Raw genomic sequence first — 19,865 nt, forward strand, 5'->3', positions numbered from 1 at the left:
ACAGAAGCGCTCAGATGAACCAGCTGAAGCGACAAGCTCAGAGTATGGCTGTGATTTTCTAGTTGAGGTCGCTTGGAACAACCTCGCTTACATCATCGAGGAAGTACGCAGCAGAGGCGGTAAAATTACGGTAGAGCCTTATGAATATACGCACGAAGAGCGACTCTATATGAAAGCGCAAATGGTGGATTATGACGGATATAACATCGTTCTCAGCGCTAACCGGTCACTGGCTGAAGAACCGACTACGAATCAGCCGGAAGATAAGTTTATGAAGACGATTCAAGTACGACTTGTTACCGATTTGAAGAAGTCACTGGACTGGTACAAAAACGTGCTGGGATGCGATGAAGTGAACGATTCCGGGTACGCAAGACGTGGAGATCCGAATGTACCGTATCCTGTAATGGAAGTGCTTTTACAACAGGCAGTATCTCCACAAGATGTATGTCCAAATGCTCTTTCCGCCAAAGTCAGAGGTGTCGAGGGTTTATGGGAAGGCCCCGATTACCCTTGGGATACATTCGTTCATGTGTCATGGGAGGATGTATCTCTTATCGTTGACGAAGTACGAGCAGCTGGCGGTACGATCGCAATGGAACCAGTGGAAACCTCAAATGATGGATGGGACTTTCTCGATGCACGCTTTACGGACCCGGACGGATACAGCATTATTCTTGGAGGTATGAGAAGGACCGGCGAAGCCTAAGAAGATCTTTCGCAGAGTAACAAGTAGCTCTTTATTGTACAGATACATAAACCAACAGCCTGCTGGACTCCAGCAGGCTGTTGGTTTATTGACGTATCGTCACGTTAGCACTAGCTACTCCGTTTACTACTCAAGCTGCCATGATACAGATCACTATACAGCCCCTGCTTTCTCAACAGCTCTTCATGAGGCCCCTGCTCCACCAGACATCCATCCTTTAGCACCAGAATGCGGTCGGCTTCGCGGATCGTGTTCAGCCTGTGGGCGATAACGAAGCTCGTTCGCCCCTTCATCAACCGCTTCAAGCCCTCCTGGATTTTGATCTCGGAGACGGTGTCGATACTGCTCGTCGCCTCGTCCAGCACGAGAATGGCCGGATCGGCAAGAATGGCGCGCGCGATGGCAAGCAGCTGCCGCTGTCCCTGACTGATACCGCTGCCATCAGCCATCAGCTTCCGGTCATATCCGCCGGGCAGCCGCATGATGAATGAATGGGCATTGGCGAGCCTGGCGGCTTCTTCCACCTGACTGTCGGTGGCATCGAGCTTGCCATACCGTATATTGTCGCGGATCGTACCTTCAAACAGGAAGGAATCCTGCAGCACGAATGCCATATGGGAGCGGAGGCTTTCCCGCCTAATCGTCCGGATATCTCGCCCGTCTAACGTGATCGTCCCCGCATGCGTATCATAGAAACGCGAGAGCAATTGAATAAGCGAAGTCTTGCCGGCTCCGGTAGGACCGATGATCGCTATCGTTTCACCGGGCTTCGCCTCGAAGCTAATCTCCTTTAGCGTATTTCTTCCCGCCTCGTAAGCGAAGGACACCTTATGGAAGACGATCGCGCCTGCCACGGCATCAAGCGAGGCAGCCGTGTGCTCGTCCACGTCTTCTTCCTGCTCATCTATGATTTCAAATACCCGTTCCGCTCCTGCGATGGCGGACAAGAGGGTATTCCACTGGTTGGCCAGATCGTTAAGAGGTCTAGTAAACTGCCGGGCGTACTCGACAAAAACGATGATGACCCCGACGGTTATCGCTCCCCGGATAGCCAATATTCCGCCGACACAGGCAATAATCGCGAAGCTCAGATTGTTGAGACCGTTCATCAGCTTGGGAATGAAGCCCGATATGGTCTGCGCCCAGAATCCCGATTGCTTGATGCGCACATTGCGTTCATGAAACGCCTCAATAACCCGCTCTTCCTGGGAAAACGCTTTGATAATCCGCTGGCCGGACAGCGTTTCTTCCACGAACCCGTTCAATTCACCCAAATTCCGCTGACGCTCCTTGAATAGCGCTCCTGTCCGCCGCGTAATCCACCGCATGCCGAGCACCATTAGCGGAACCACCAAAAAAGTAAGCAGCGTAAGCAGCGGACTGAGCAACAGCATGACGACGACCGTGCCCGTCAGCATCAGCACGCTGGATAACAGCTGGATCGCCGAGCTGTTGAGCGTAGAGCTCACGTTGTCGATATCGTTAGTCATGCGGCTCATGAGATCGCCCTGCCGGTTTTTCCCGAAGAACGGGATCGGCAGGCGATGCAGCTGCGCGAAGAGATCGGCGCGCATCCTCAGCACGGTTTCCTGGGCGATCTGAATCATCCATATATTTTGCAGCCAGCCCACAATGGATTGAAGCACATAGACACAGGTCAAACCGAGCAGAAACAGCAGCCATGGCCTGCCCCCCGGTCCCCCCAGATAATCGTCAATGGCCATTCCAATCAGATACGGACCAAGCAGCGTAAGCCCGCAGCTTCCAATAACCAGCAGCATGACCAGCGAAAGCTTGCCTCTCCGGTGAGACAGATAATTCCAAATCCTGCTGAGCGTTCCCTGCCAGTCCTTAGCCTGGGCTTTGGGACGCTTGTCCGCTGAAGATGCGCCTTGAACGGCATCCTTCCCGAGTGGCCTCGGATACCGGAAGGGCTCACGTAATGCTTCCCACATATGCCGCCCCCTCCTTCCCGAATTGCGATTCATAAATACGCCGATACAAGTCGTCGCTGGCCATCAGCTGGTCATGAGTTCCCTGTGCAATGAGACTGCCCTCGTCCAGCAGCAGAATCAGATCCGCCCCTATCGTGGAGCTGATCTTCTGCGTAATCAGGAGCGTCGTGCAGGACATGCCCTTGATCGCCTGCAACAATGCCGCTTCCGTTCGTACATCAAGCGCGCTGGTGCTGTCATCCAGCAGCAGGATAGCCGGCTTTCGGATCAAGGCGCGGGCGATTGACAGCCTTTGCTTCTGCCCCCCAGAGAGATTGATGCCCCGCTGTCCAAGAAGGGTATCGTACTGATCGGGCAGCTTCTCGATCGTCTCGTGAATTTGCGCCAGCCTAGCCGCTTCCATCACCTGCTCCATACTGGCATCCTCCAAGCCCCAAGCGATATTATCGCGTATCGTGCCCGAGAACAGCAGCACTTCCTGGGACACATAACCGATGGAGCGGTGCAAATTTTCCGAATCCAGTTCGCGGGCATTCCGTCCGTCGATGAGCACGCTACCTGCGGTTTCCTCATAAAGGCGCAGAACAAGCTGCATCAGCGAGGATTTGCCCGAGCCGGTAGCCCCCAGGATCGCCACGGTATCTCCCGGACGGACCTTGAAGCTAATATCCACCAGCACGCGGGCCTCCGAGTTCGGGTATTGGAAGGAAACATGTTCGAATTCTATGCCCCCAACACAGAGCCCTTCAGGATTCCGGTCCGACCTGACCGGCGCTTCGCTGTCCGTGTTCAATGCTTCATCAACCCGCTGAGCAGACGCACGGGCTCTGGAGAAAGTCGCCACGATCATGGAGAAGGCCGATAGGGCCCCCGCCGTTCGGAGCGAATAATTCACAACTGCCACCACCTCGCCCGCAGTCGCGGTCCCCATGCTTATTTGCTTATGCCCAAACCAAAGCACGGCAATAATTCCTGCGTTCATGATTAGCAGGATAAATGGCATCGTAATCTCCGTCAGACGCAAGGCGGAGACCGTACTCTTCATTAATTCGTCGCTCAGCTGTGCAAAACGGCCCGCTTCTTCCTTACGCCGGACAAACACGCGTATCAGCCGCATGCCGGTCAGATTCTCCTGCATCACGCGGTTCAGCGTATCCAGATTCATTTGAACTTTTTTGAATAAAACGGATGCTCTCTTCATGATCCAAATGACGAATACAAGCAGTGCGGGAACGGTCAAGGTAAGCAGGAAGCCCAGCTGCACATGGACGACAAGCGCCATGATGATGCTCCCGATGACAACAAGCGGCATACGCAGCATAAACCTCAGTCCCATGAATACCGTATCCTGAAGCTGCGTAACATCATTCGTTAACCGGGTGATGAGGGATGAGGTGGCAAAGCGATTAAAGACCGGATAAGCGAAGCCCTGCACCTTGGTGTAAAGGGCCTCACGGACATCGAACGCAAACCCCTGACTGGCATGCGAGGCAAAAAAAGAGCTCAGAATACCTGCGATGAATGCGGCAACCGAGCCCACTACCAATAATCCACCCCACAGCAGCACCACCGACGTATCCTTTTGCGAAATACCTTCATCAATAATGACCGAAATGAGAAAAGGCTGAATCAGCTCCACTGCCAGTTCAATCAACATCATAACGACAGCCATGCTGGCTGCAACCCTGTATTTCCCCAAAAAACGCAATATGTTCATGCCTGTGTTCCTCCGCCAAGTTTTGAAATCTTTACCTTCATTTGTTTCGTTCATTATAGCCGATTCTAGCAATAATCTGTGAATCTTGTTTTGCGAACATAGTAGACCATGTGACTGAACTAGACAGTCCGTTAGTGTTTTTAAAAGCAACAGGTATGCCGCTTTGGCGGCACTCCCTATAAACTCCATATTATCCCATATCAACTAAAACGCTATAAATGACGATTTGTTGCGCTAAACTGCCTCGTTACTTCAATGAAAAACGGCAGCTGATAACTAAGCCAGCTGCCGTCGTGTTGTATTGAGCGATAGTGCCCGTTAGCGCAATGAGCGACCGGGGAAGTTAACTATTCTAATCAGGGCTGAGCTCTACCAAATCATCAATAAATCGCTTATAAAGTTCTAATTCTTGCTTTTCCTTCTGTAGAAATTTCACTTCGACTGAACCTTCAAATCTTCACCAATCAGCTTTGTTCCATCATAAATGACACCTTGATCATAATTTTTGATATCAAAGAAACCATTGTAATAATCCCAGACATCTGGTTGATTCGAAAACTCGGCAATAGTATCCATTATGCGTCTGAATAATTTAGTTGCCTCATCTTCTGTAAGATTTCCCTCAACCATAAGTCTGAATTTAACATCTTTTTTACCATCAAACGCAGATACTGCTGTATCAATCCCATCAAGTCTTCTAAAAGAGTCCTCGGCTTTCCCTACTGCATCCCCAATATCAATGCTTGGCTTATTAGTGCAAGATACAGTTAATGAAAATAAAATAAGTATTAGGACGAATACTATCTTTCTACTCATCAACTTTACCTCCATTCCTGCGTTATATGATACCACATATTGGAACTAAACTGTCCGTTAGCTCAACAGGCCGCCAATAATAGGCGGCCTGTTCATCATAGTGCTATCGTGCCCGTTCCAATCGTCCGAAAAGCCCTTAACCTCATCTTGTATTTATTGAATTTTTCGTGAGTATTAGTTTTTTAGTTCTTATATTAAGTGTTCTACTAAACGTGTTACTGCCTCTGGAGAATTCTCTAAACTTTTTGATTTTTTAACACCATCTCCGAGAAAAAGAGCTGGCAACAAAAAAGCCCGAAGTCTCAATAGTTGTTCATCGCTATATGTGTTAATATCGGGCGTCAATTGCAAACAAACACCATTATGATCAAATGTTTTCATTTGTTCGGCATGAAAACAAGGATGGTTATTCATTACCTCGTTTATGCCACCCATTTTATCTATGTGAGTTTCTGTTAAGTAATTCATCCAGTAATATCCACGTAAACATTCTGTAAAACGAGGAGAATCAATTAACCGGATATTATAGTAATTCTCTAGAGGGCTTGGATTTAAAGACACGCTAGCCACTGATGTGTCAAAAGATATATACCCAGTTACTCCATTTAATGACTGAATAGCTTCTTTGAAAACAGAAATAAACAATTCTTGAATTTGCAAGGGAATTTGATTATTAAATAATCTCTCACTCAATCCTACTGTAAATGTATTAAAAAGATTAAAAGCACCGAGTACTTTTGCCCGTATTTTATCAGCATCATAACAAGATATACCAGAACTAATATTTGGAATGATATGTCTAGGACCTATTGATTGACTTTTTTTATCTTCAATAAGTATCTCTATATTCTCACCATTTAATATAGACTTATATAATTTTTCAATATCCTTTTTATTGAATTCATACTTCTTATAATCTAAATTGCTTTTCTGTGTCGTAATAACTACATCATTTTTAATAAATGGAATAACTTTATCAAATACAATGTCTAATAAATGAATTAACTTTTCTCCTTTACTTGCGAGTAGATCATATGTCGTTACATTTAAATTAATAGATCGGTCAAATATATAGTTCACGTTCTTCACCATCCTACTTATGATAACTAAATTGTTATTAGCTACTAACTACATTGCTTCGTCTCCCTGTATATAGTTGAGATATGGCTCATAATCGAATACTGCATACTTGAGGTATTCGCAATCTGCATTATATTTCCTACCCATTAAGAAAACGAGGCTGCCGGATCTACTTACCGGCAGCCTCGCTATTTTAGTAATAAGTGAGTTCAACTAGTCCATCTTCTTTGTCTAATCCCTGTTTAATAAAACCCACTTTTTTAAAACAATTTATACTTGCATGATTACCAGTTTCTATTTCTACCTTTATCATCTGTGTCGATGAGAGTTCCGAGCGTTTTACTAATGCTTGAAGCATTTTAGTACCGTATTCTTTATAGCGCCGTCGAGGATTTGATAATATACTTATTGCCGCTGTTTGATCATCATACAGATCCACACTAATTTGACCTACTGGAACGCCGTTTTCAATTACCATCCATGCAAAATATTCTGAACTCTGCTCAACATGGTTATACCATTGCAGTAAAGGTAATGTTCCACTTAACCATTTTAATACCTCTGGATCTTTGAACCATTCTTCTAAAATTGAAAGTCCATCCTGATCCAACTTTTTAAAGTCCATTTATGATCTCCCGTCAGCGCAACAGGCTACCGATTATGGCAGATCGATTGGAGTCTCCATAGAAGTTTCCCACTTATCAACTTCAGTGGATCAACTTCAAATACTCCAACTAATTCCTTTACAATTGCCAAATCAGTACTCTGCTCGGGAATGTTCTAGCATATTTATTATCTTCCATATGTGCCACTTCGCACTTGCTCCAACTGCTACTTATTCATTCTTCAAATTCATATATCAGCGGTACATGATCACTGCTTAATTCTGTTAGCAAAGACATGTCCTCAATATTGAAATGAGTTGTATTACTGATTAGAGCATCGGAAGCAAATATATAGTCGATATGAAATGGGGTCTTAGGTTTATTGTGAAGGTATGTATGCAACGTTTCTTTCCCAAACCCTTCTCCACTCCGAGTATGGTAAAGACTAGAAATACCTTTGTTTTTGAGTATTTCTACTACGGTTGAGTGATTATTCTTTCTTGAATCATCCCAAATAGCATTACTATTGAAATCACCAGCAATGATACACTTACCATCTAGCAATTGTTCATATTTCTTAAGGGCTAGGTATAGTTGACCTATATAAGTTTCTTCCTTGCTCTTTGTTTTATCGCCCTTAGTCCAAACAGCAAATAGTATAAAGGACTCGTCTTCACTTGATATGCTTATTGGGACTATATATTGAAATTCATCTGTATAATCATCATGGATTTTCAGTTTATACTTTTCATTAAAAGAGAAAATGCCTAACCCTTTATTATCATTTTCTCCAACCCAAATAAAATCCTGATAATTAATGTCATGCTTCTTTTTCATTAGGTTTTCACATTCTGGGACTACAATAATATCAGGACTGTAACGGGTCATTTTATCATGCTTTTTACGAAAAGCCATTTTACAATTCCAAGAAACAATTCTCATCTGCAACCTCTCTTTTCTACGATGAATTATCGAGTCTTGCGACCAGCTCGTTTTGCTTTTGCTGCTTCTGTTGTCCTAAAACTGAAATCATTATGAACTTGGCCATCATCAATTCCTAAGTTAATTACTTTATAAATGCCATTGTTACTATATCCATTAAACTGCCCAAGACTCCTTAGGTATCTGAAGCATTCTTGAAGGTGCTCAAATTCTCTTTCTGGGAGATTTTTCTCTTTAAGGAATACTGGAATCCATCTTGGGTTTGTTATAGATATTACAGTCATTATTATTTCAGCTCCTTGCGATTAGCCTATTGTATTTGCACTATCGGCAGATGCCACGCCAAACTTATACTCTTCAGCCATTTCCAGTAGCTTGAGCGATAACCTGAAGAAGATGCTCAATATTATCCAAAAAAGTGCATATGTAAAGAAGACTTCCTGCAATTATAAGCAATAGAACAATGGTTATAACTTCATATAGTGAGAGATTTCTCTGCATTAGCTTACCACCACCAACGACTTTATTAAATTCTTTCATCTATAAGCCTCCCATAAAATGGTTCTTCCTTGCCATCCATGTATACGAGTTGAAGGCTAGAAATGTTGTCCATTAGTTCTCTATTTTTTCTAAGTCTGAAGCCTAATATTTCGACGGATATTGACCTATTCCTTTAGTTGAGAAACGGCAGCCTTACGCCGGCCATCAATTAGAGGTCCCTAAAATAATAATACTCTCTATAACATCATTATCATCCGAATAGAAGGTAATTGCTTTATTACCTAATTCATACTTACCTTCATTATTTTCAAACTTAATATCGCCATAACTTTGTGTTACACGCTCCACTTTGTCCCCAACCTTCAATCCTCTGCTCGTTTGAACACTTAATAAAGTTATCTGACTTACTTCTGAGTCTCCAGAAACAATTTCTTGTCTAGTATAAACTTCAATTACAGGATCTTCCTTCGGGTATCCTCGCATGTAATACTTATATTTATTGTCTGGATCATTCCCAACATAACCATAATTATTAGACTCCTCCGCTGTACCATCCCCTAGTTTATCGACTAATAGCTCGGTTTCAAGTCCAATAAAAATGTTTACTTCTTGAAACATGATCTCAAAATCAGTTGTCTGTAAGTCTTTGGTTAATGTTTGCTCAGAACTTAAGTTCGGATGTTCCGTATTACTACATCCACTAATAAAGATTAATAACATAATGTAAAACAAAAAAATCTTTTTCAACATAACTGACCCCCAAGATTTCTGAACGATAGTGCCCGTTAATTCAATGCTGATACGCATACACTAATAGACCACATAGCCAATGCAAAAAAAGCACCACTCCAAAACATCTCCGTGCCGTAACGTCTTTTATTGACTATCTTTTCAATGGCTTTTAGTAAAATAACAACGAATAGAAAGCTGAATATCGGCACCAGAAATACAGCGCTAAAAGGAAAAAAAACCATTAACAGTAACCTCCTCTTCCTGACAGGCGAGAACACAGTTGGCTTTCTAACTCCCTTTTCTCTTTGATTATCATTAAGGTTATTCAATGACATAATCATTGACATGTTGGTCTCTTAAGAAAACTTGATTTGCAAATGCAGCAGCATCTTTAATTCTTTGAATGGTAAAATTGGACATAGGTTTCGGAAGGTTTTTCAAGTCGAAATAGCCATATTCATCGATTTCTTCGCCGTCTGGACTTGGAATTCCATTAAATGCATTCGCACGAAAAATAAAAACATACGCATTACGGTGGGATAAGAAATAAAGTCCACTAAGAGACAGGTCAGTAACTTCGATTTGTATTTCTTCTCGACACTCTCTAATTGCCGCTTCCCAAGAAGACTCACCGCTTTCGACAACGCCACCTGGCAATGCCCACTTCTTCTTCCCATATGTGTGATGGACGAGTAGAACCTTCCCAAACTCATCAAAAATCGCACAACCAGCCGCGTCAGATGTTCTTTCCATCTTGTTCTAATCCTCCCTTAATAAGCTGCTGCTAAGTAGCAACTGATTTGTTTGATCTAAATGCTCCAACGCATCATCTACCACTTCTTCTGAGAAGTTCTTCACAATGATTTGATTCTTTATCAAGAAACCATTTCCGTCCATATTCCGATCAATGTAATCCAGTAATCCAGCTCTCGTGCAAAGAGAACACCATCTCTTATGCCCATCACTAAAGGTAATTGTGATTTCGATGTGCTCCAGAGAACTTTCACTTGAATCTTCAATCGTGTCGTCAAATTTCCAGGTATCCATTAGAAGAACGCTACTTCCGACAGGGACAAAATAATGCCTACTAAACCACCTTGCTCGGTTATTATCACCAACGACTCTAAACTGTTCCTTCGCAACATCCTCCGCTATTACTTCATAATGCTTGCCGCGTGACAGAGCCTGGACGTATAAACCTACATCATTGCAGACTACAATCTCTTTATTGTTATCTGTCATCTTCGTCCCCTCCGCAGTATTACGATATAGATATAAAAAACAACTGATCTTTCGATCAGTTGTCTAAGAACATTTCAATCACCTTTTCGCTGTCAGTTCACCTTGATAGTTCTGACGGGTTACTTTGCGCCCCATCAGGTAACGTCCCAGACGTATGGATGGCAGCTCGACATACCGATAAGACAGTGCGGCGAGTGCCAAGCTGAGGACTACCGTGCCAGCTAGCAACCAATACGGCGAAATATAGTATTTGTCATAATCTTCAGGGTAAAGCAGGAATGATGGGTTAGTGAACATGTTCATCAATGCGAGCAAGACGACAAGGTGTACGAGATATAAGCTGTACGAGACACGTCCGACAAACGCGATCGGCCGCCAATGAAGAATGGCTTTGAACTTGATCGACCCTAAAGCCGCAATAATAAAGAAGCCCGAAGTTAGCATGGTGAACCAGTCCGACACCAGGTTCCCGAGAAGTCCCCCATGTTCCCAGCCTAGATTGTTGCCCCATGTATAGATGAGGAAAGCAATAATACCGAGCACAATTCGCGTGACGAGATGAAGTCTCTTGAAATATTCCACCAGGCGATGACGGTGCTTCGCCATAATTGCGCCAAACATAAACATGAATACATAATGCGCTGTATCGTAATAATTCGTGAAGAAGTCAATGCTGTCTTGATAGTGCACATGCAGGAGAATTCCGCTGATCGATAGAGCGAGACCGATCAAGAAGCTCCATATCCAGTTCGCCCTCATGACTAGCCAGATAATGAAAGGAAAGATAAGCGCAATCCGCATCTCCATAACAAGTGACCAGATGACCGGATTGAAATACTGCTGATGGAATTGATCAATCATGACAACGTGCTGTAGAATCGGGATCCAGCCGATCGGCCTGGACCAAAGATCATCAATCGGAACTCGATAGAATAGAAGGCGAAGTGCACACCCAAATGCGAGAGAGACAATATAAGGCGGGTAGAGTCTGATCAGACGCCGAAGAATGAAGTTGCCGTAACCACGCGATTTCCCCTCGGCATAAGGCAAGGACAATACAAATCCACTTAGTAGAAAGAAGAAAATCACGGCCTGATGGCCGGCCAGCAGAACCTGAAGCGGTGTATGATACAACCATGGCAAAGCAGACATAATTCCGAGAAGCGCCGCGGAATGATAGAGCACTACACTCATGGAAGCGATTCCACGAAGAGAGTCTAGTTCACCTAGCCGCCCATTTTCAGCCATCTGAAGTGTCCCCCTCATTATGTACGATCATTTTACTAGGGAAATCTATTTTAGCTAAAATATTACATAGAGTCTACGAATTGTCAATCCTAATAAGCAGCCGGTTCATTCTGACCGACTGCTTGTCTGCGTAAGTACATTGTAATGGTCAACCGATACTGTTTCGGAAGCTTGCTCTAACGAATTCGTAGAAAGCCTGTAACTCGTTCAGTGTCCCGAAACCAGCCTGCGCCATGATGCTGCTGCCTCCGCCTTTGCCGCCGTACGCCCCTAAATGCTCCTTAAAGAATGCACCACAGGAAAGCTCGAATTTCCCGCTGTGCGTGAGTACCACTTTGAATTCCGCAAGATCGGCGAACAGCACGGAATCATCTGTCAATGACGTGAGTTTGATTGCCAGGCTTTGTAACTCTTTCAAAGGCTTGTTCTCAAATTGGTGCGCAATCACATTGCTTTCCTTGCTATCCGTCCGTTCCAAGATCTCGCGCGCGACGAATGAGTCATTCTGCTCCTTAAGTGCGGCCAATTCCGTTTGAAGCAGTTTCTGCTCTTGCTCCCACTTCTCAATGCGAGCCAGAATCTCATCTTTCCCGGTATTGAACTTTAACGATAACTTCCCTATGATCCCCACGCAGTCATTAAACTCCGCTAAGGCACGGCTGCCGCTTTTGAATGAGATCCGAGTATTCCCTTTCATCTTCTCCGTTCTCAGCAGCTTGATCATCCCAATGCTACCCGTAGATGATACATGTGTTCCGCCACACGCATTGTACTCTACGCTCTCTATCTCAACAATCCGAACGTTCCCCGACACTTTCGGCGGCTTCGCCAGCGGCAAACGTCTGGCTTCCTCCTCGGAAACCATATAGCTCGCTATTCGGTGATTATTATAGATCGCCTGGTTCACTTCCCGTTCCAGAAGGGTTAACTGCTCCGGTGTTAACTCGGGAATTTCCACATCGATAGTCGCGGACTCGAGCCCTAAGTGAAAGCTTAGCGTCATCGCGCCAAATAACTTTAGACAAACTGCCGACAGCAGATGCTGACCGCTGTGCTGCTGCATATGATCGAATCTTCGCTGCCAATCAATCCGGCATGACGCTTCCGTCCCCTCCGGCAATTGTTCTACTTTATGCAGCACTTCATCTTCCTCGCTAATAACTTCCAATACAGGCACACCGTTGATGGTCCCCGTATCGCAAGGCTGACCCCCTCCGTGAGGATAAAAGGCGCTCTCCTCCAAAAGGACGTACCATCCATCCTCTCTCTTAAGCGACTTCGTAATCTTAGTCTCCCATTCGGTTACGTAGGAAGCGTCATAATACAATCTGATCGTCATCGTTCAACCCTTTTCTTGTGCGTAATCATGTTCTCATTCTATTTTATCCTATTGCCTCTGAATTCATAGGTGTTAGTAAGGTTTATGGCTCTTAAAAATAACAGTAGAAGGTATAACCCTCGCCTTTGTACCCGAATACCACTTTGAAGGATTACTGGTATCAGGATCATCTGCCTTTGATTCTTCGATTACTTTATCTATTGTTCGTTTGAATATTCGACGACACTATGTATGGGGTGCTCCCAACTGAATACGAAGATCCCACCTGTTCTAAATATACCCTGTAGACATTGGCGGAAAAAGAGTAAAATGGTAAAAGGTACTACCTGTAACTATTCATTCAACGGAGAAGGAGTTGGCACTTTCCCATGAAACGATATGCGTTCGTAACCGGCGCAGACCGCGGTCTCGGTTTTGCGCTCGTGAAGGAGTTGCTGAATCGCCAATATTTCGTCATTGCTGGACGCTACATGGCTGACAATCAGCAGCTCACTGACCTTGCCGAGATATGGCAAGACCGGCTGTCGCTCGTAGAGCTGGACGTTGCCAGCGATCAAAGCGTCGCCGATGCTGCAGCTCAGATCGCCCACATCACGGACACTTTGGAGCTAGTCATCAATAACGCGGGGATATTAGGCGATATTCAAGCGACAATCCTCGATTCGCTACCTTTCGCGGATATGCAGCGCGTCTATAATGTCAATACGCTTGGCCCGCTTCGCGTCTCTAACGCGGTTGCGCCGCTCGTGCTTCGAGGCCAATCGAAGCTGTTCGTGCAAATTTCTTCGGAGGCCGGCAGCATTGCTGATAGCGAGCGCAACAGCTGGTTCGGCTACTGCATGTCCAAGGCTGCCGTCAATATGCAAGGTGCGCTCATCCATAACGAAGTGAAGAAGTCCGGCGGGAAAGTGCTGCTTCTCCATCCGGGCTGGGTGCAATCGTACATGAGCGGCTCATTAAATACGCAAGCGACATTAACTGCGGACGAGTCCGCTGCTCATCTTATTGATCGGGTTCACGAAGCGGTACAAGCCGCCCCCGGGGAGAAGCCGAAATACCTCGATTATGCAGGGAACGAATTGCCTTGGTAAAGCGAAGAAAGCGAGGAGATTAGTGATGACCGTCAGAAAAACTATTCTTGTGCTAGGTGACAATAATGAGCGAGCGCCCCACCATCCACTGATTAATATTCAAGACGAGCTTGCTGCCATCATTGGCGACCACTATGCAATCGAGTTCACCGATCACTACAGCGCGCTTGACCCCGATAGCATTCATTCTCACGATTTGATTATTGCGTACACCGACTGCTGGAGAGCTCCAGTTGCGGAAAGCCACGCTACATCGCTCATCCAATTCGTGCAGCGCGGAGGCCGCCTGCTCGTCATCCATAACGGCATTTCGCTGCAGTCACGCGAGGAGTGTGCGATGCTCATTGGCGCCAAGTTTACCGGTCACCCGGACTATCAACGCCTAGACTTCTGCAAGACAGCGGCACAGCATCCGGTTACGAGCGGTATCGAGCCTTTTGCACTTGAGGAGGAGCCCTATCAATTCGAATTCTATTCCGATGCTAACATTGAAGTACTGCTAGAATATACGCTAGACGACCGGCGCATACCGGCTGCATGGACTGCAGCCCGCGGGCAAGGCCATGTCGTGTACTTAATGCCTGGCCATCACAAGCCCTCCTTCCTGCATCCATCCTGCCGCAAGCTGATTCAGAACAGCGTGCAATGGCTGACCTCTATCTAACTTCACATCGAATGAAAGCCGATGATGGTTTCTCTGAACGTCCCTTACTTCAATCATATAGAGACCCACAGCAACGGGCTGTGGGTCTTTGCTTTATCTTTAAGAAGGGCTCGACAACAAGCGCCATTCCTCGCAACTCGTTTACGATAAACTAGTTCTGGTTCATAGTTTCGTGAGGAGGAATCGACGTTGAACAAGTACGACGTAATCATCATCGGCTGCGGCCACAACGCATTGATCGCAGCCGCCTATTTGACGCGAGCTGGGAGAAGCGTTCTCATCCTTGATAAGAATGACCGACCCGGCGGATTTTTGCGAACAGAAGAGCTGACACTTCCCGGATTCAAGCATGACGTCTACGCAGCAGCTCACCCTTTGTTCCTGACAGGCCCTGCTTATGCGGACTTCAGGGAAGCACTCGAGGCGCGAGGGCTTAGATACGTGAACACGGAACTGCCTACAGGTGTTTCGATGGAGAACGGAGAAACCGCAGTTTTATCACGCTCTAGCGAGGACTTGGCCGCTGAAGCCGAGCGTCTTGCCCCAGGCGACGGTGCCGTGTTAGGACGCTTGTTCGAAGAATTTGCGCCTTATGCGGGAGATGTATTCCAATTGTTTTCTTTAGACTTGTCCGGTTCGAGTGCTTCCAATACGTTACAGGATTTGTTATATGACGAGCGGACCGGGGGCAAAAGCTACTCGGCATTCGCCGCGTCCCTCTTCTCCACAGCTCGTAATGTGGTGAGTGATTTCCGGTCTCCTACCATGCGCGCGATGCTAGCTTCATGGGTTACTCATCTCGGCCGGACGCCGGACGAAGTCGGCAGCGGCATCTGGGTACCGCTCACGACGATGGCGCTGATGGGCGGCGGGATGCCCATTCCCGAAGGAGGCAGCGAGCAGCTCGCTCTAGCATTAGCTCGTTTAGTACAGGATCAAGGCGGCACGATCATAACAGGTACACAAGCTACACGAATTATCGTCAATAACGGCAAGGCTGTTGCCGTACGTACAGCCGAGGGCGAGGAATACCACGCCAAGCATGCAGTCGTCGCCTCCACGGGTCCGGATCAGCTGTACCTGTCGCTCCTGGCAGATGCGCCAATCAGCACCGACATTCGCAGCCAAGCGAAGCGATTCCGCTATGGAAGAGGCTGCGTTCAAATCCATTTGGCGCTGAATGAAGCGCCAAGATGGCGTGATCCGCGGTTTGCCAAAGTCGGGCAGCCCCATCTTACAGATGGGCTTGACGGCTTCACTCAAGCCATTGCGCAAGGGATGTCGGATCTGCTGCCGGCCAAGCCGACTTTTACAGTCGATTGCTCTACCAATCTCGATCCGAGCCGCGCTCCTGTCGGCAAAGCGATTATGAGGGTCCAGGTGCTAGAAGTTCCGTGCCGTCCACGCGGTGATGCTGCCGGTCGGATTGATGTCGGCGACGGTACGTGGACACATGAGCTGACCGAACGATTCGCTGAGCGCGTAATCGCTATCGTTGGCAAGCATATTCCGAATATACCGGATGCTATAATCGGCAAGTCCGTCGTCACGCCAGACACCATTGCCCGCTTTAATCCGAATTCCGGTCCTGGTGATCCCTATGGTGGAGCTCACGATTTGATGCAGAGCTACTTGTTCAGGCCGCTGCCTTCACAGCCCGGCCACCGAACAGAAATCGGGAATCTTTACATGCTCGGTGCAGCCACATGGCCAGGTCACGGCATCAACGGCGGCTCGGGCTACATCGTGGCGCAGCAACTTCTATCTCACGCTCAGTAGCGTGTTCGTTTCGGCAACCCCCTCCCTCATTGACATAGAAATAGATATGTTGCATATACTATTTCATTTGGCCATTCACGGTTGAGGGTAGGTGGGAGCAATGAATACGTTCATTATAGAACAGGATAAGAATTGCGAGATTTACTATCGATATGGGAACTATACCCCCGCTGTCAGTATGAAAGGGACAATCATTGCATATTACAGTACGGACGACGCGTATGTGCATTTCAAGTTAAAAGACAACCGGATGATTATTATCTCATTGACCCACATTGTTGGGATTCATTACGAGTAGCTGATTCAGGGGAGTTAGCGCGCATTCATGCCCCGTTAGCGGAACAACAAAGGCAGTCGATCACATGGTCGACTGCCTATCGTATTTTTATTGTATTGAAAGATTGCCTTATCCCCGCCACCAACCCGTTGTTGGATACGTCCCATCTACGACCATGACGGTTTCTCCAATCTGCGGAGTGGCGATGCTGACGTTGCAGGCGGCAGCTGCCTTCACCGCGCGCTCGACCGGATCGGTCCAATCGTGGAGAGCCAGAGAAAATGCGCCCCAGTGGACCGGAATCATCAGACGGCCTTTCACGTCGAGATGCGCTTGAACCGATTCCTCCGGCATCATATGGATGGACGACCACCGTTCATCGTATTGACCGCATTCCATAAGCGTCAAAGTAAATGGCCCGTACTTCGTGCCGATTTCCTTGAAATGTGGACCATAACCGCTGTCTCCGCTGAAGAATACTCGGTCCCGCTCACCGGAGATTACCCACGAGCACCATAATGTAGAGTTCTTATCCCCAATGCCGCGGCCCGAGTAATGTCTGGCTGGTGTACACACCAGCTTCAAATGCGCGAGTTGAAGCTCTTCCCACCAATCGTGCTCCGATATTTTCGAAGCTTCTACTCCCCACTTGCGCAGACGTTTCCCAACGCCAAGTGGCACGATAAACCGCCCCGTCTTGTCCTTCAGCTTACGTATAGAACCTTCATGCAAATGATCAAAGTGATCATGAGACAGAATAATAGCATCCAGAGTTGGTAATTCCTCGGGCTGAAGTGGAAGCTCACCGCTGTAGCGTTTCCCGCCAAAGAACGGTAAGGGTGATAGCGTGTTCGCGAACATCGGATCAACCAGTAAGCGCAAGCCTTCGATTTCGAGTAGAAATGCCGAATGGCCAAACCAGGTTACCTGCATGTTCTCCGTCTGTGGCTGATCAACGAAGGTTACTTTTTGGTACGGAATGGTATTGGACGGAAAACGGTTCGGAGTGCCACGTATCATATCTCTAAGAATGCCGAGCGTCGTTATTAAGCTGTTACCCGTCTTGGTTGGGATCCTGTTACTAAATTTGTTGTTCTGATTGTGGGATGTCATCTGAGATCACTGCCCTTAGTTTGAATAAACTCTATCCATGAAAAAGCTCCCCTTACAGTAACAGGGTGTATTGTTTCTCCTGTCTACCGTATGGAGAGCATAGCTGCGATGGTAATCTGCTCTAAGAAGAATGATTAATTTATTATGCCTTTGGCATTTCGTTAAAGAAGGTCACATCTTCAATTGGGAGCCTTGTCGTTTGATGTCCAGGCTTTGCCGATTTACCAACAGCGACCAGCATAATCGGAACATATTGTTCTGAAATACCGAATGCTTCCATGAACTTTGCTTTGTCGTAGCCGCCCATCGGGACTGAATCATAACCTTTGGCTCTCGCGACGAGCATCAGTTGCATAGAAACCAATCCCCCGTCAGTTGCAACGATTTCACGGATAGTATCAGTCGGCATGTTCTCGAATATACCCGTATATTGCTCAACGAACGATTGTGCCGTTTCCGCAGGCATGTAGCCGGCCTCTACGGTTTGACCGTAAATCTTCCCAGCCTGCTTATAACCCTCCAAGTCTCCGAGAACGGCTATTACAGCCGAAGCTTCAACGACTTGCTGTTGGTTGAACGCAATTGGAAGCAGCTTGTGCTTTAGCTCCTGAGAGTCAATGACCAGAAACCGCCATTGCTGAAGGTTCGCTCCTGAAGGAGCTAGCGTAGCTTGCATCAACATTTCGCTTATTTCCTCGCGTGAGATTCTGACTTCGGAATCATAGCTGCGGACAGAGCGACGTCCTTGAATGACATCGAAGAAAAGTTGTTGCTCTAGCGTTTGGGACTGTTGTGTGGCAGACATGGTTCTCCTCCTTGTAAAGCGGGCTCTACAGAATCATTCTGTGATTGATCTTAAGCATCAACATCGGTCGAGTACGCAATATCTTTTTGAGCTACGAGCGCAGCCAACCGAGCATTCAGACTCTGATAAATAAGCTCATAAGCATCGCTTCCAAGCGTTAATCTGAGCGGAGCTGTTTCAGCATCAGCTGCGGCAATCATAGCTCGAGCCATCTTGACCGGATCTCCTTTGATCGACTCGATATCATTTGATCTGATCATTTGGCGGAAATAGCCCACTGCTGTAGTTTCATATACATCCATCGCTTCTCCCTCAATCATGCTGCTGCCAGGAAAGTTCGTACGGGCAGTCCCCGGCTCAACCAATGTAGCTTGAATGCCGAAAGGAGCTACTTCCTGTACCAGAGATTCGAAGAAGCCTTCCATTGCCCATTTTGTCGCATGATAAATGCTTAAAGCCGGGAACGATTTTTGCCCGCCCATGCTGGACAGCTGTAGAATGCGGCCGCCTTCTTGAGCACGGAGATGAGGAAGAGCAGCACGAGTAACCTGAATGGAACCAATGACATTCGTGTTGATTTGATGTGCAATTTGCTCGTCGCTAACTTCCTCTACCGCCCCAAACAAACCGTATCCCGCATTGTTAACCAGAACATCAATACGCCCAAGATCCTTAAACGCCTGATCCACAACTTGGCGAATTGCCCCAGTATCGGTTACATCCAGTGTAGCGACCCATAATTGATCTCCGTATTGAGCCTTCAGATCATCTAGCGCACTCGTTTTACGGACGGTTGCTGCCACCCGATCACCACGCTCCAGCAATAGTTCAGTAAGACTCCGGCCAAAACCGCTTGAAGTTCCTGTAATAAACCATGTTTTCATTGATAATTCCTCCATCGTGTTTAAGTGTGTTGTCGTCCCGACAGAGACTACAATACCAAACTATATTAACTAAATCAATAAAAATAGTTAATTTGGTTTCCCTCAAAAGTCACCAGAGAGGGAACGTTTGTCCGAGAATCAACACCATCATTTAAGTTGCTTCATTAATGGCATGCGATAGATTGATCACAATTTTTCAGAGAAATGTTCAACGATTTTCCCTCCATGGTTTACGGATTCTCCTTGGTCATCTCCATTTTCACAGTTGGTTAAGCATTTTGCCGCCTCGCCTCACGGACATCAATATTTAAGCTATAAATTCACGATTGACAATTGACTTAGAGTCACTTATAGTTGACTCACGAT

21 protein-coding genes are annotated in these 19,865 nt (G+C 46.5%); 5 read left to right on the top strand and 16 right to left on the bottom strand.

The window, feature by feature from the left end:
• Positions 1–271: 271 nt before the first annotated feature.
• Positions 272–709 (top strand): VOC family protein, encoded by a 438-nt coding sequence (locus AC0YNX_RS09835; RefSeq protein WP_475816218.1) that lies wholly within the window; start codon positions 272–274, stop codon positions 707–709.
• A 110-nt stretch (positions 710–819) separates the two neighbouring features.
• Here the strand turns inward: AC0YNX_RS09835 and AC0YNX_RS09840 are convergent, their stop codons facing one another.
• From AC0YNX_RS09840 to AC0YNX_RS09900, 13 genes are all read right to left on the bottom strand, one after another.
• Entirely contained in the window at positions 820–2,664 is a 1,845-nt protein-coding gene (locus AC0YNX_RS09840; RefSeq protein ID WP_475815509.1) for an ABC transporter ATP-binding protein, read from the bottom strand.
• A complete protein-coding gene (locus AC0YNX_RS09845; protein WP_475815510.1) occupies positions 2,645–4,381 on the bottom strand; it encodes an ABC transporter ATP-binding protein in 1,737 nt (578 codons plus the stop codon). The genes AC0YNX_RS09840 and AC0YNX_RS09845 overlap by 20 nt, the downstream gene beginning before the upstream one ends.
• 432 nt (positions 4,382–4,813) lie before the next feature.
• Positions 4,814–5,197, bottom strand: coding sequence for an IolE/MocC family protein (locus AC0YNX_RS09850; protein ID WP_475815511.1), 384 nt, complete (start codon positions 5,195–5,197; stop codon positions 4,814–4,816).
• A 189-nt stretch (positions 5,198–5,386) separates the two neighbouring features.
• Positions 5,387–6,277 carry a hypothetical protein gene (locus AC0YNX_RS09855; protein ID WP_475815512.1) on the bottom strand — a complete coding sequence of 297 codons (891 nt, stop codon included), beginning with the start codon at positions 6,275–6,277 and terminating at the stop codon, positions 5,387–5,389.
• Positions 6,278–6,470: 193 nt separating this feature from the next.
• A complete protein-coding gene (locus tag AC0YNX_RS09860) occupies positions 6,471–6,902 on the bottom strand; it encodes a GNAT family N-acetyltransferase (protein ID WP_475815513.1) in 432 nt (143 codons plus the stop codon).
• A 214-nt stretch (positions 6,903–7,116) separates the two neighbouring features.
• The gene (locus AC0YNX_RS09865) at positions 7,117–7,824 is read right to left on the bottom strand and encodes an endonuclease/exonuclease/phosphatase family protein (protein ID WP_475815514.1); all 708 of its coding nucleotides are present in this window, start codon (positions 7,822–7,824) and stop codon (positions 7,117–7,119) included.
• 26 nt (positions 7,825–7,850) lie between these two features.
• On the bottom strand, positions 7,851–8,108 hold the full coding sequence (locus tag AC0YNX_RS09870) for a hypothetical protein (RefSeq protein ID WP_475815515.1): 258 nt from the start codon (positions 8,106–8,108) through the stop codon (positions 7,851–7,853).
• A 73-nt stretch (positions 8,109–8,181) separates the two neighbouring features.
• Positions 8,182–8,364, bottom strand: coding sequence for a hypothetical protein (locus AC0YNX_RS09875; protein ID WP_475815516.1), 183 nt, complete (start codon positions 8,362–8,364; stop codon positions 8,182–8,184).
• A 165-nt stretch (positions 8,365–8,529) separates the two neighbouring features.
• Positions 8,530–9,132, bottom strand: coding sequence for a hypothetical protein (locus AC0YNX_RS09880; protein ID WP_475815517.1), 603 nt, complete (start codon positions 9,130–9,132; stop codon positions 8,530–8,532).
• A gap of 246 nt (positions 9,133–9,378) precedes the next feature.
• Positions 9,379–9,810 carry an NUDIX domain-containing protein gene (locus AC0YNX_RS09885; RefSeq protein WP_475815518.1) on the bottom strand — a complete coding sequence of 144 codons (432 nt, stop codon included), beginning with the start codon at positions 9,808–9,810 and terminating at the stop codon, positions 9,379–9,381.
• A 6-nt stretch (positions 9,811–9,816) separates the two neighbouring features.
• Positions 9,817–10,299: a hypothetical protein gene (locus AC0YNX_RS09890; RefSeq protein WP_475815519.1), complete on the bottom strand. Its 483-nt coding sequence runs from the start codon at positions 10,297–10,299 to the stop codon at positions 9,817–9,819.
• A 78-nt stretch (positions 10,300–10,377) separates the two neighbouring features.
• The gene (locus AC0YNX_RS09895) at positions 10,378–11,547 is read right to left on the bottom strand and encodes an acyltransferase family protein (RefSeq protein WP_475815520.1); all 1,170 of its coding nucleotides are present in this window, start codon (positions 11,545–11,547) and stop codon (positions 10,378–10,380) included.
• Between the two features lie 148 nt (positions 11,548–11,695).
• A complete protein-coding gene (locus tag AC0YNX_RS09900; RefSeq protein ID WP_475815521.1) occupies positions 11,696–12,886 on the bottom strand; it encodes an alanyl-tRNA editing protein in 1,191 nt (396 codons plus the stop codon).
• 368 nt (positions 12,887–13,254) lie between these two features.
• Between AC0YNX_RS09900 and AC0YNX_RS09905 the strand changes: the two genes are divergently transcribed.
• From AC0YNX_RS09905 to AC0YNX_RS09920, 4 genes are all read left to right on the top strand, one after another.
• Positions 13,255–13,977: an SDR family oxidoreductase gene (locus AC0YNX_RS09905; protein WP_475815522.1), complete on the top strand. Its 723-nt coding sequence runs from the start codon at positions 13,255–13,257 to the stop codon at positions 13,975–13,977.
• Positions 13,978–14,002: 25 nt separating this feature from the next.
• On the top strand, positions 14,003–14,641 hold the full coding sequence (locus AC0YNX_RS09910; RefSeq protein WP_475815523.1) for a ThuA domain-containing protein: 639 nt from the start codon (positions 14,003–14,005) through the stop codon (positions 14,639–14,641).
• A 189-nt stretch (positions 14,642–14,830) separates the two neighbouring features.
• A complete protein-coding gene (locus AC0YNX_RS09915) occupies positions 14,831–16,420 on the top strand; it encodes a phytoene desaturase family protein (protein ID WP_475815524.1) in 1,590 nt (529 codons plus the stop codon).
• Positions 16,421–16,520: 100 nt separating this feature from the next.
• The gene (locus AC0YNX_RS09920; protein WP_475815525.1) at positions 16,521–16,718 is read left to right on the top strand and encodes a hypothetical protein; all 198 of its coding nucleotides are present in this window, start codon (positions 16,521–16,523) and stop codon (positions 16,716–16,718) included.
• Between the two features lie 108 nt (positions 16,719–16,826).
• Here AC0YNX_RS09920 and AC0YNX_RS09925 read toward each other — a convergent pair whose 3' ends face one another.
• From AC0YNX_RS09925 to AC0YNX_RS09935, 3 genes are all read right to left on the bottom strand, one after another.
• Positions 16,827–17,810: an MBL fold metallo-hydrolase gene (locus tag AC0YNX_RS09925; RefSeq protein ID WP_475815526.1), complete on the bottom strand. Its 984-nt coding sequence runs from the start codon at positions 17,808–17,810 to the stop codon at positions 16,827–16,829.
• 142 nt (positions 17,811–17,952) lie between these two features.
• The gene (locus tag AC0YNX_RS09930) at positions 17,953–18,615 is read right to left on the bottom strand and encodes a nitroreductase family protein (protein ID WP_475815527.1); all 663 of its coding nucleotides are present in this window, start codon (positions 18,613–18,615) and stop codon (positions 17,953–17,955) included.
• Positions 18,616–18,665: 50 nt separating this feature from the next.
• Positions 18,666–19,499, bottom strand: coding sequence for an SDR family oxidoreductase (locus AC0YNX_RS09935; RefSeq protein ID WP_475815528.1), 834 nt, complete (start codon positions 19,497–19,499; stop codon positions 18,666–18,668).
• Positions 19,500–19,865: the final 366 nt, after the last annotated feature.

This window comes from Paenibacillus sp. J31R98, from assembly GCF_056269245.1.

Excerpts from the sequence above, each read along its gene's own strand:
- AC0YNX_RS09930 (WP_475815527.1), bottom strand. The coding sequence starts at position 18,615 with ATGTCTGCCACACAACAGTCCCAAACGCTAGAGCAACAACTTTTCTTC.
- AC0YNX_RS09925 (WP_475815526.1), bottom strand. The coding sequence starts at position 17,810 with ATGACATCCCACAATCAGAACAACAAATTTAGTAACAGGATCCCAACC.
- AC0YNX_RS09900 (WP_475815521.1), bottom strand. The coding sequence starts at position 12,886 with ATGACGATCAGATTGTATTATGACGCTTCCTACGTAACCGAATGGGAG.
- AC0YNX_RS09920 (WP_475815525.1), top strand. The coding sequence starts at position 16,521 with ATGAATACGTTCATTATAGAACAGGATAAGAATTGCGAGATTTACTAT.
- AC0YNX_RS09875 (WP_475815516.1), bottom strand. The coding sequence starts at position 8,364 with ATGAAAGAATTTAATAAAGTCGTTGGTGGTGGTAAGCTAATGCAGAGA.
- AC0YNX_RS09865 (WP_475815514.1), bottom strand. The coding sequence starts at position 7,824 with ATGAGAATTGTTTCTTGGAATTGTAAAATGGCTTTTCGTAAAAAGCAT.
- AC0YNX_RS09860 (WP_475815513.1), bottom strand. The coding sequence starts at position 6,902 with ATGGACTTTAAAAAGTTGGATCAGGATGGACTTTCAATTTTAGAAGAA.
- AC0YNX_RS09905 (WP_475815522.1), top strand. The coding sequence starts at position 13,255 with ATGAAACGATATGCGTTCGTAACCGGCGCAGACCGCGGTCTCGGTTTT.
- AC0YNX_RS09840 (WP_475815509.1), bottom strand. The coding sequence starts at position 2,664 with ATGTGGGAAGCATTACGTGAGCCCTTCCGGTATCCGAGGCCACTCGGG.
- AC0YNX_RS09910 (WP_475815523.1), top strand. The coding sequence starts at position 14,003 with ATGACCGTCAGAAAAACTATTCTTGTGCTAGGTGACAATAATGAGCGA.
- AC0YNX_RS09845 (WP_475815510.1), bottom strand. The coding sequence starts at position 4,381 with ATGAACATATTGCGTTTTTTGGGGAAATACAGGGTTGCAGCCAGCATG.
- AC0YNX_RS09835 (WP_475816218.1), top strand. The coding sequence starts at position 272 with ATGAAGACGATTCAAGTACGACTTGTTACCGATTTGAAGAAGTCACTG.
- AC0YNX_RS09850 (WP_475815511.1), bottom strand. The coding sequence starts at position 5,197 with ATGAGTAGAAAGATAGTATTCGTCCTAATACTTATTTTATTTTCATTA.
- AC0YNX_RS09885 (WP_475815518.1), bottom strand. The coding sequence starts at position 9,810 with ATGGAAAGAACATCTGACGCGGCTGGTTGTGCGATTTTTGATGAGTTT.
- AC0YNX_RS09880 (WP_475815517.1), bottom strand. The coding sequence starts at position 9,132 with ATGCGTATCAGCATTGAATTAACGGGCACTATCGTTCAGAAATCTTGG.
- AC0YNX_RS09895 (WP_475815520.1), bottom strand. The coding sequence starts at position 11,547 with ATGGCTGAAAATGGGCGGCTAGGTGAACTAGACTCTCTTCGTGGAATC.
- AC0YNX_RS09935 (WP_475815528.1), bottom strand. The coding sequence starts at position 19,499 with ATGAAAACATGGTTTATTACAGGAACTTCAAGCGGTTTTGGCCGGAGT.
- AC0YNX_RS09890 (WP_475815519.1), bottom strand. The coding sequence starts at position 10,299 with ATGACAGATAACAATAAAGAGATTGTAGTCTGCAATGATGTAGGTTTA.
- AC0YNX_RS09870 (WP_475815515.1), bottom strand. The coding sequence starts at position 8,108 with ATGACTGTAATATCTATAACAAACCCAAGATGGATTCCAGTATTCCTT.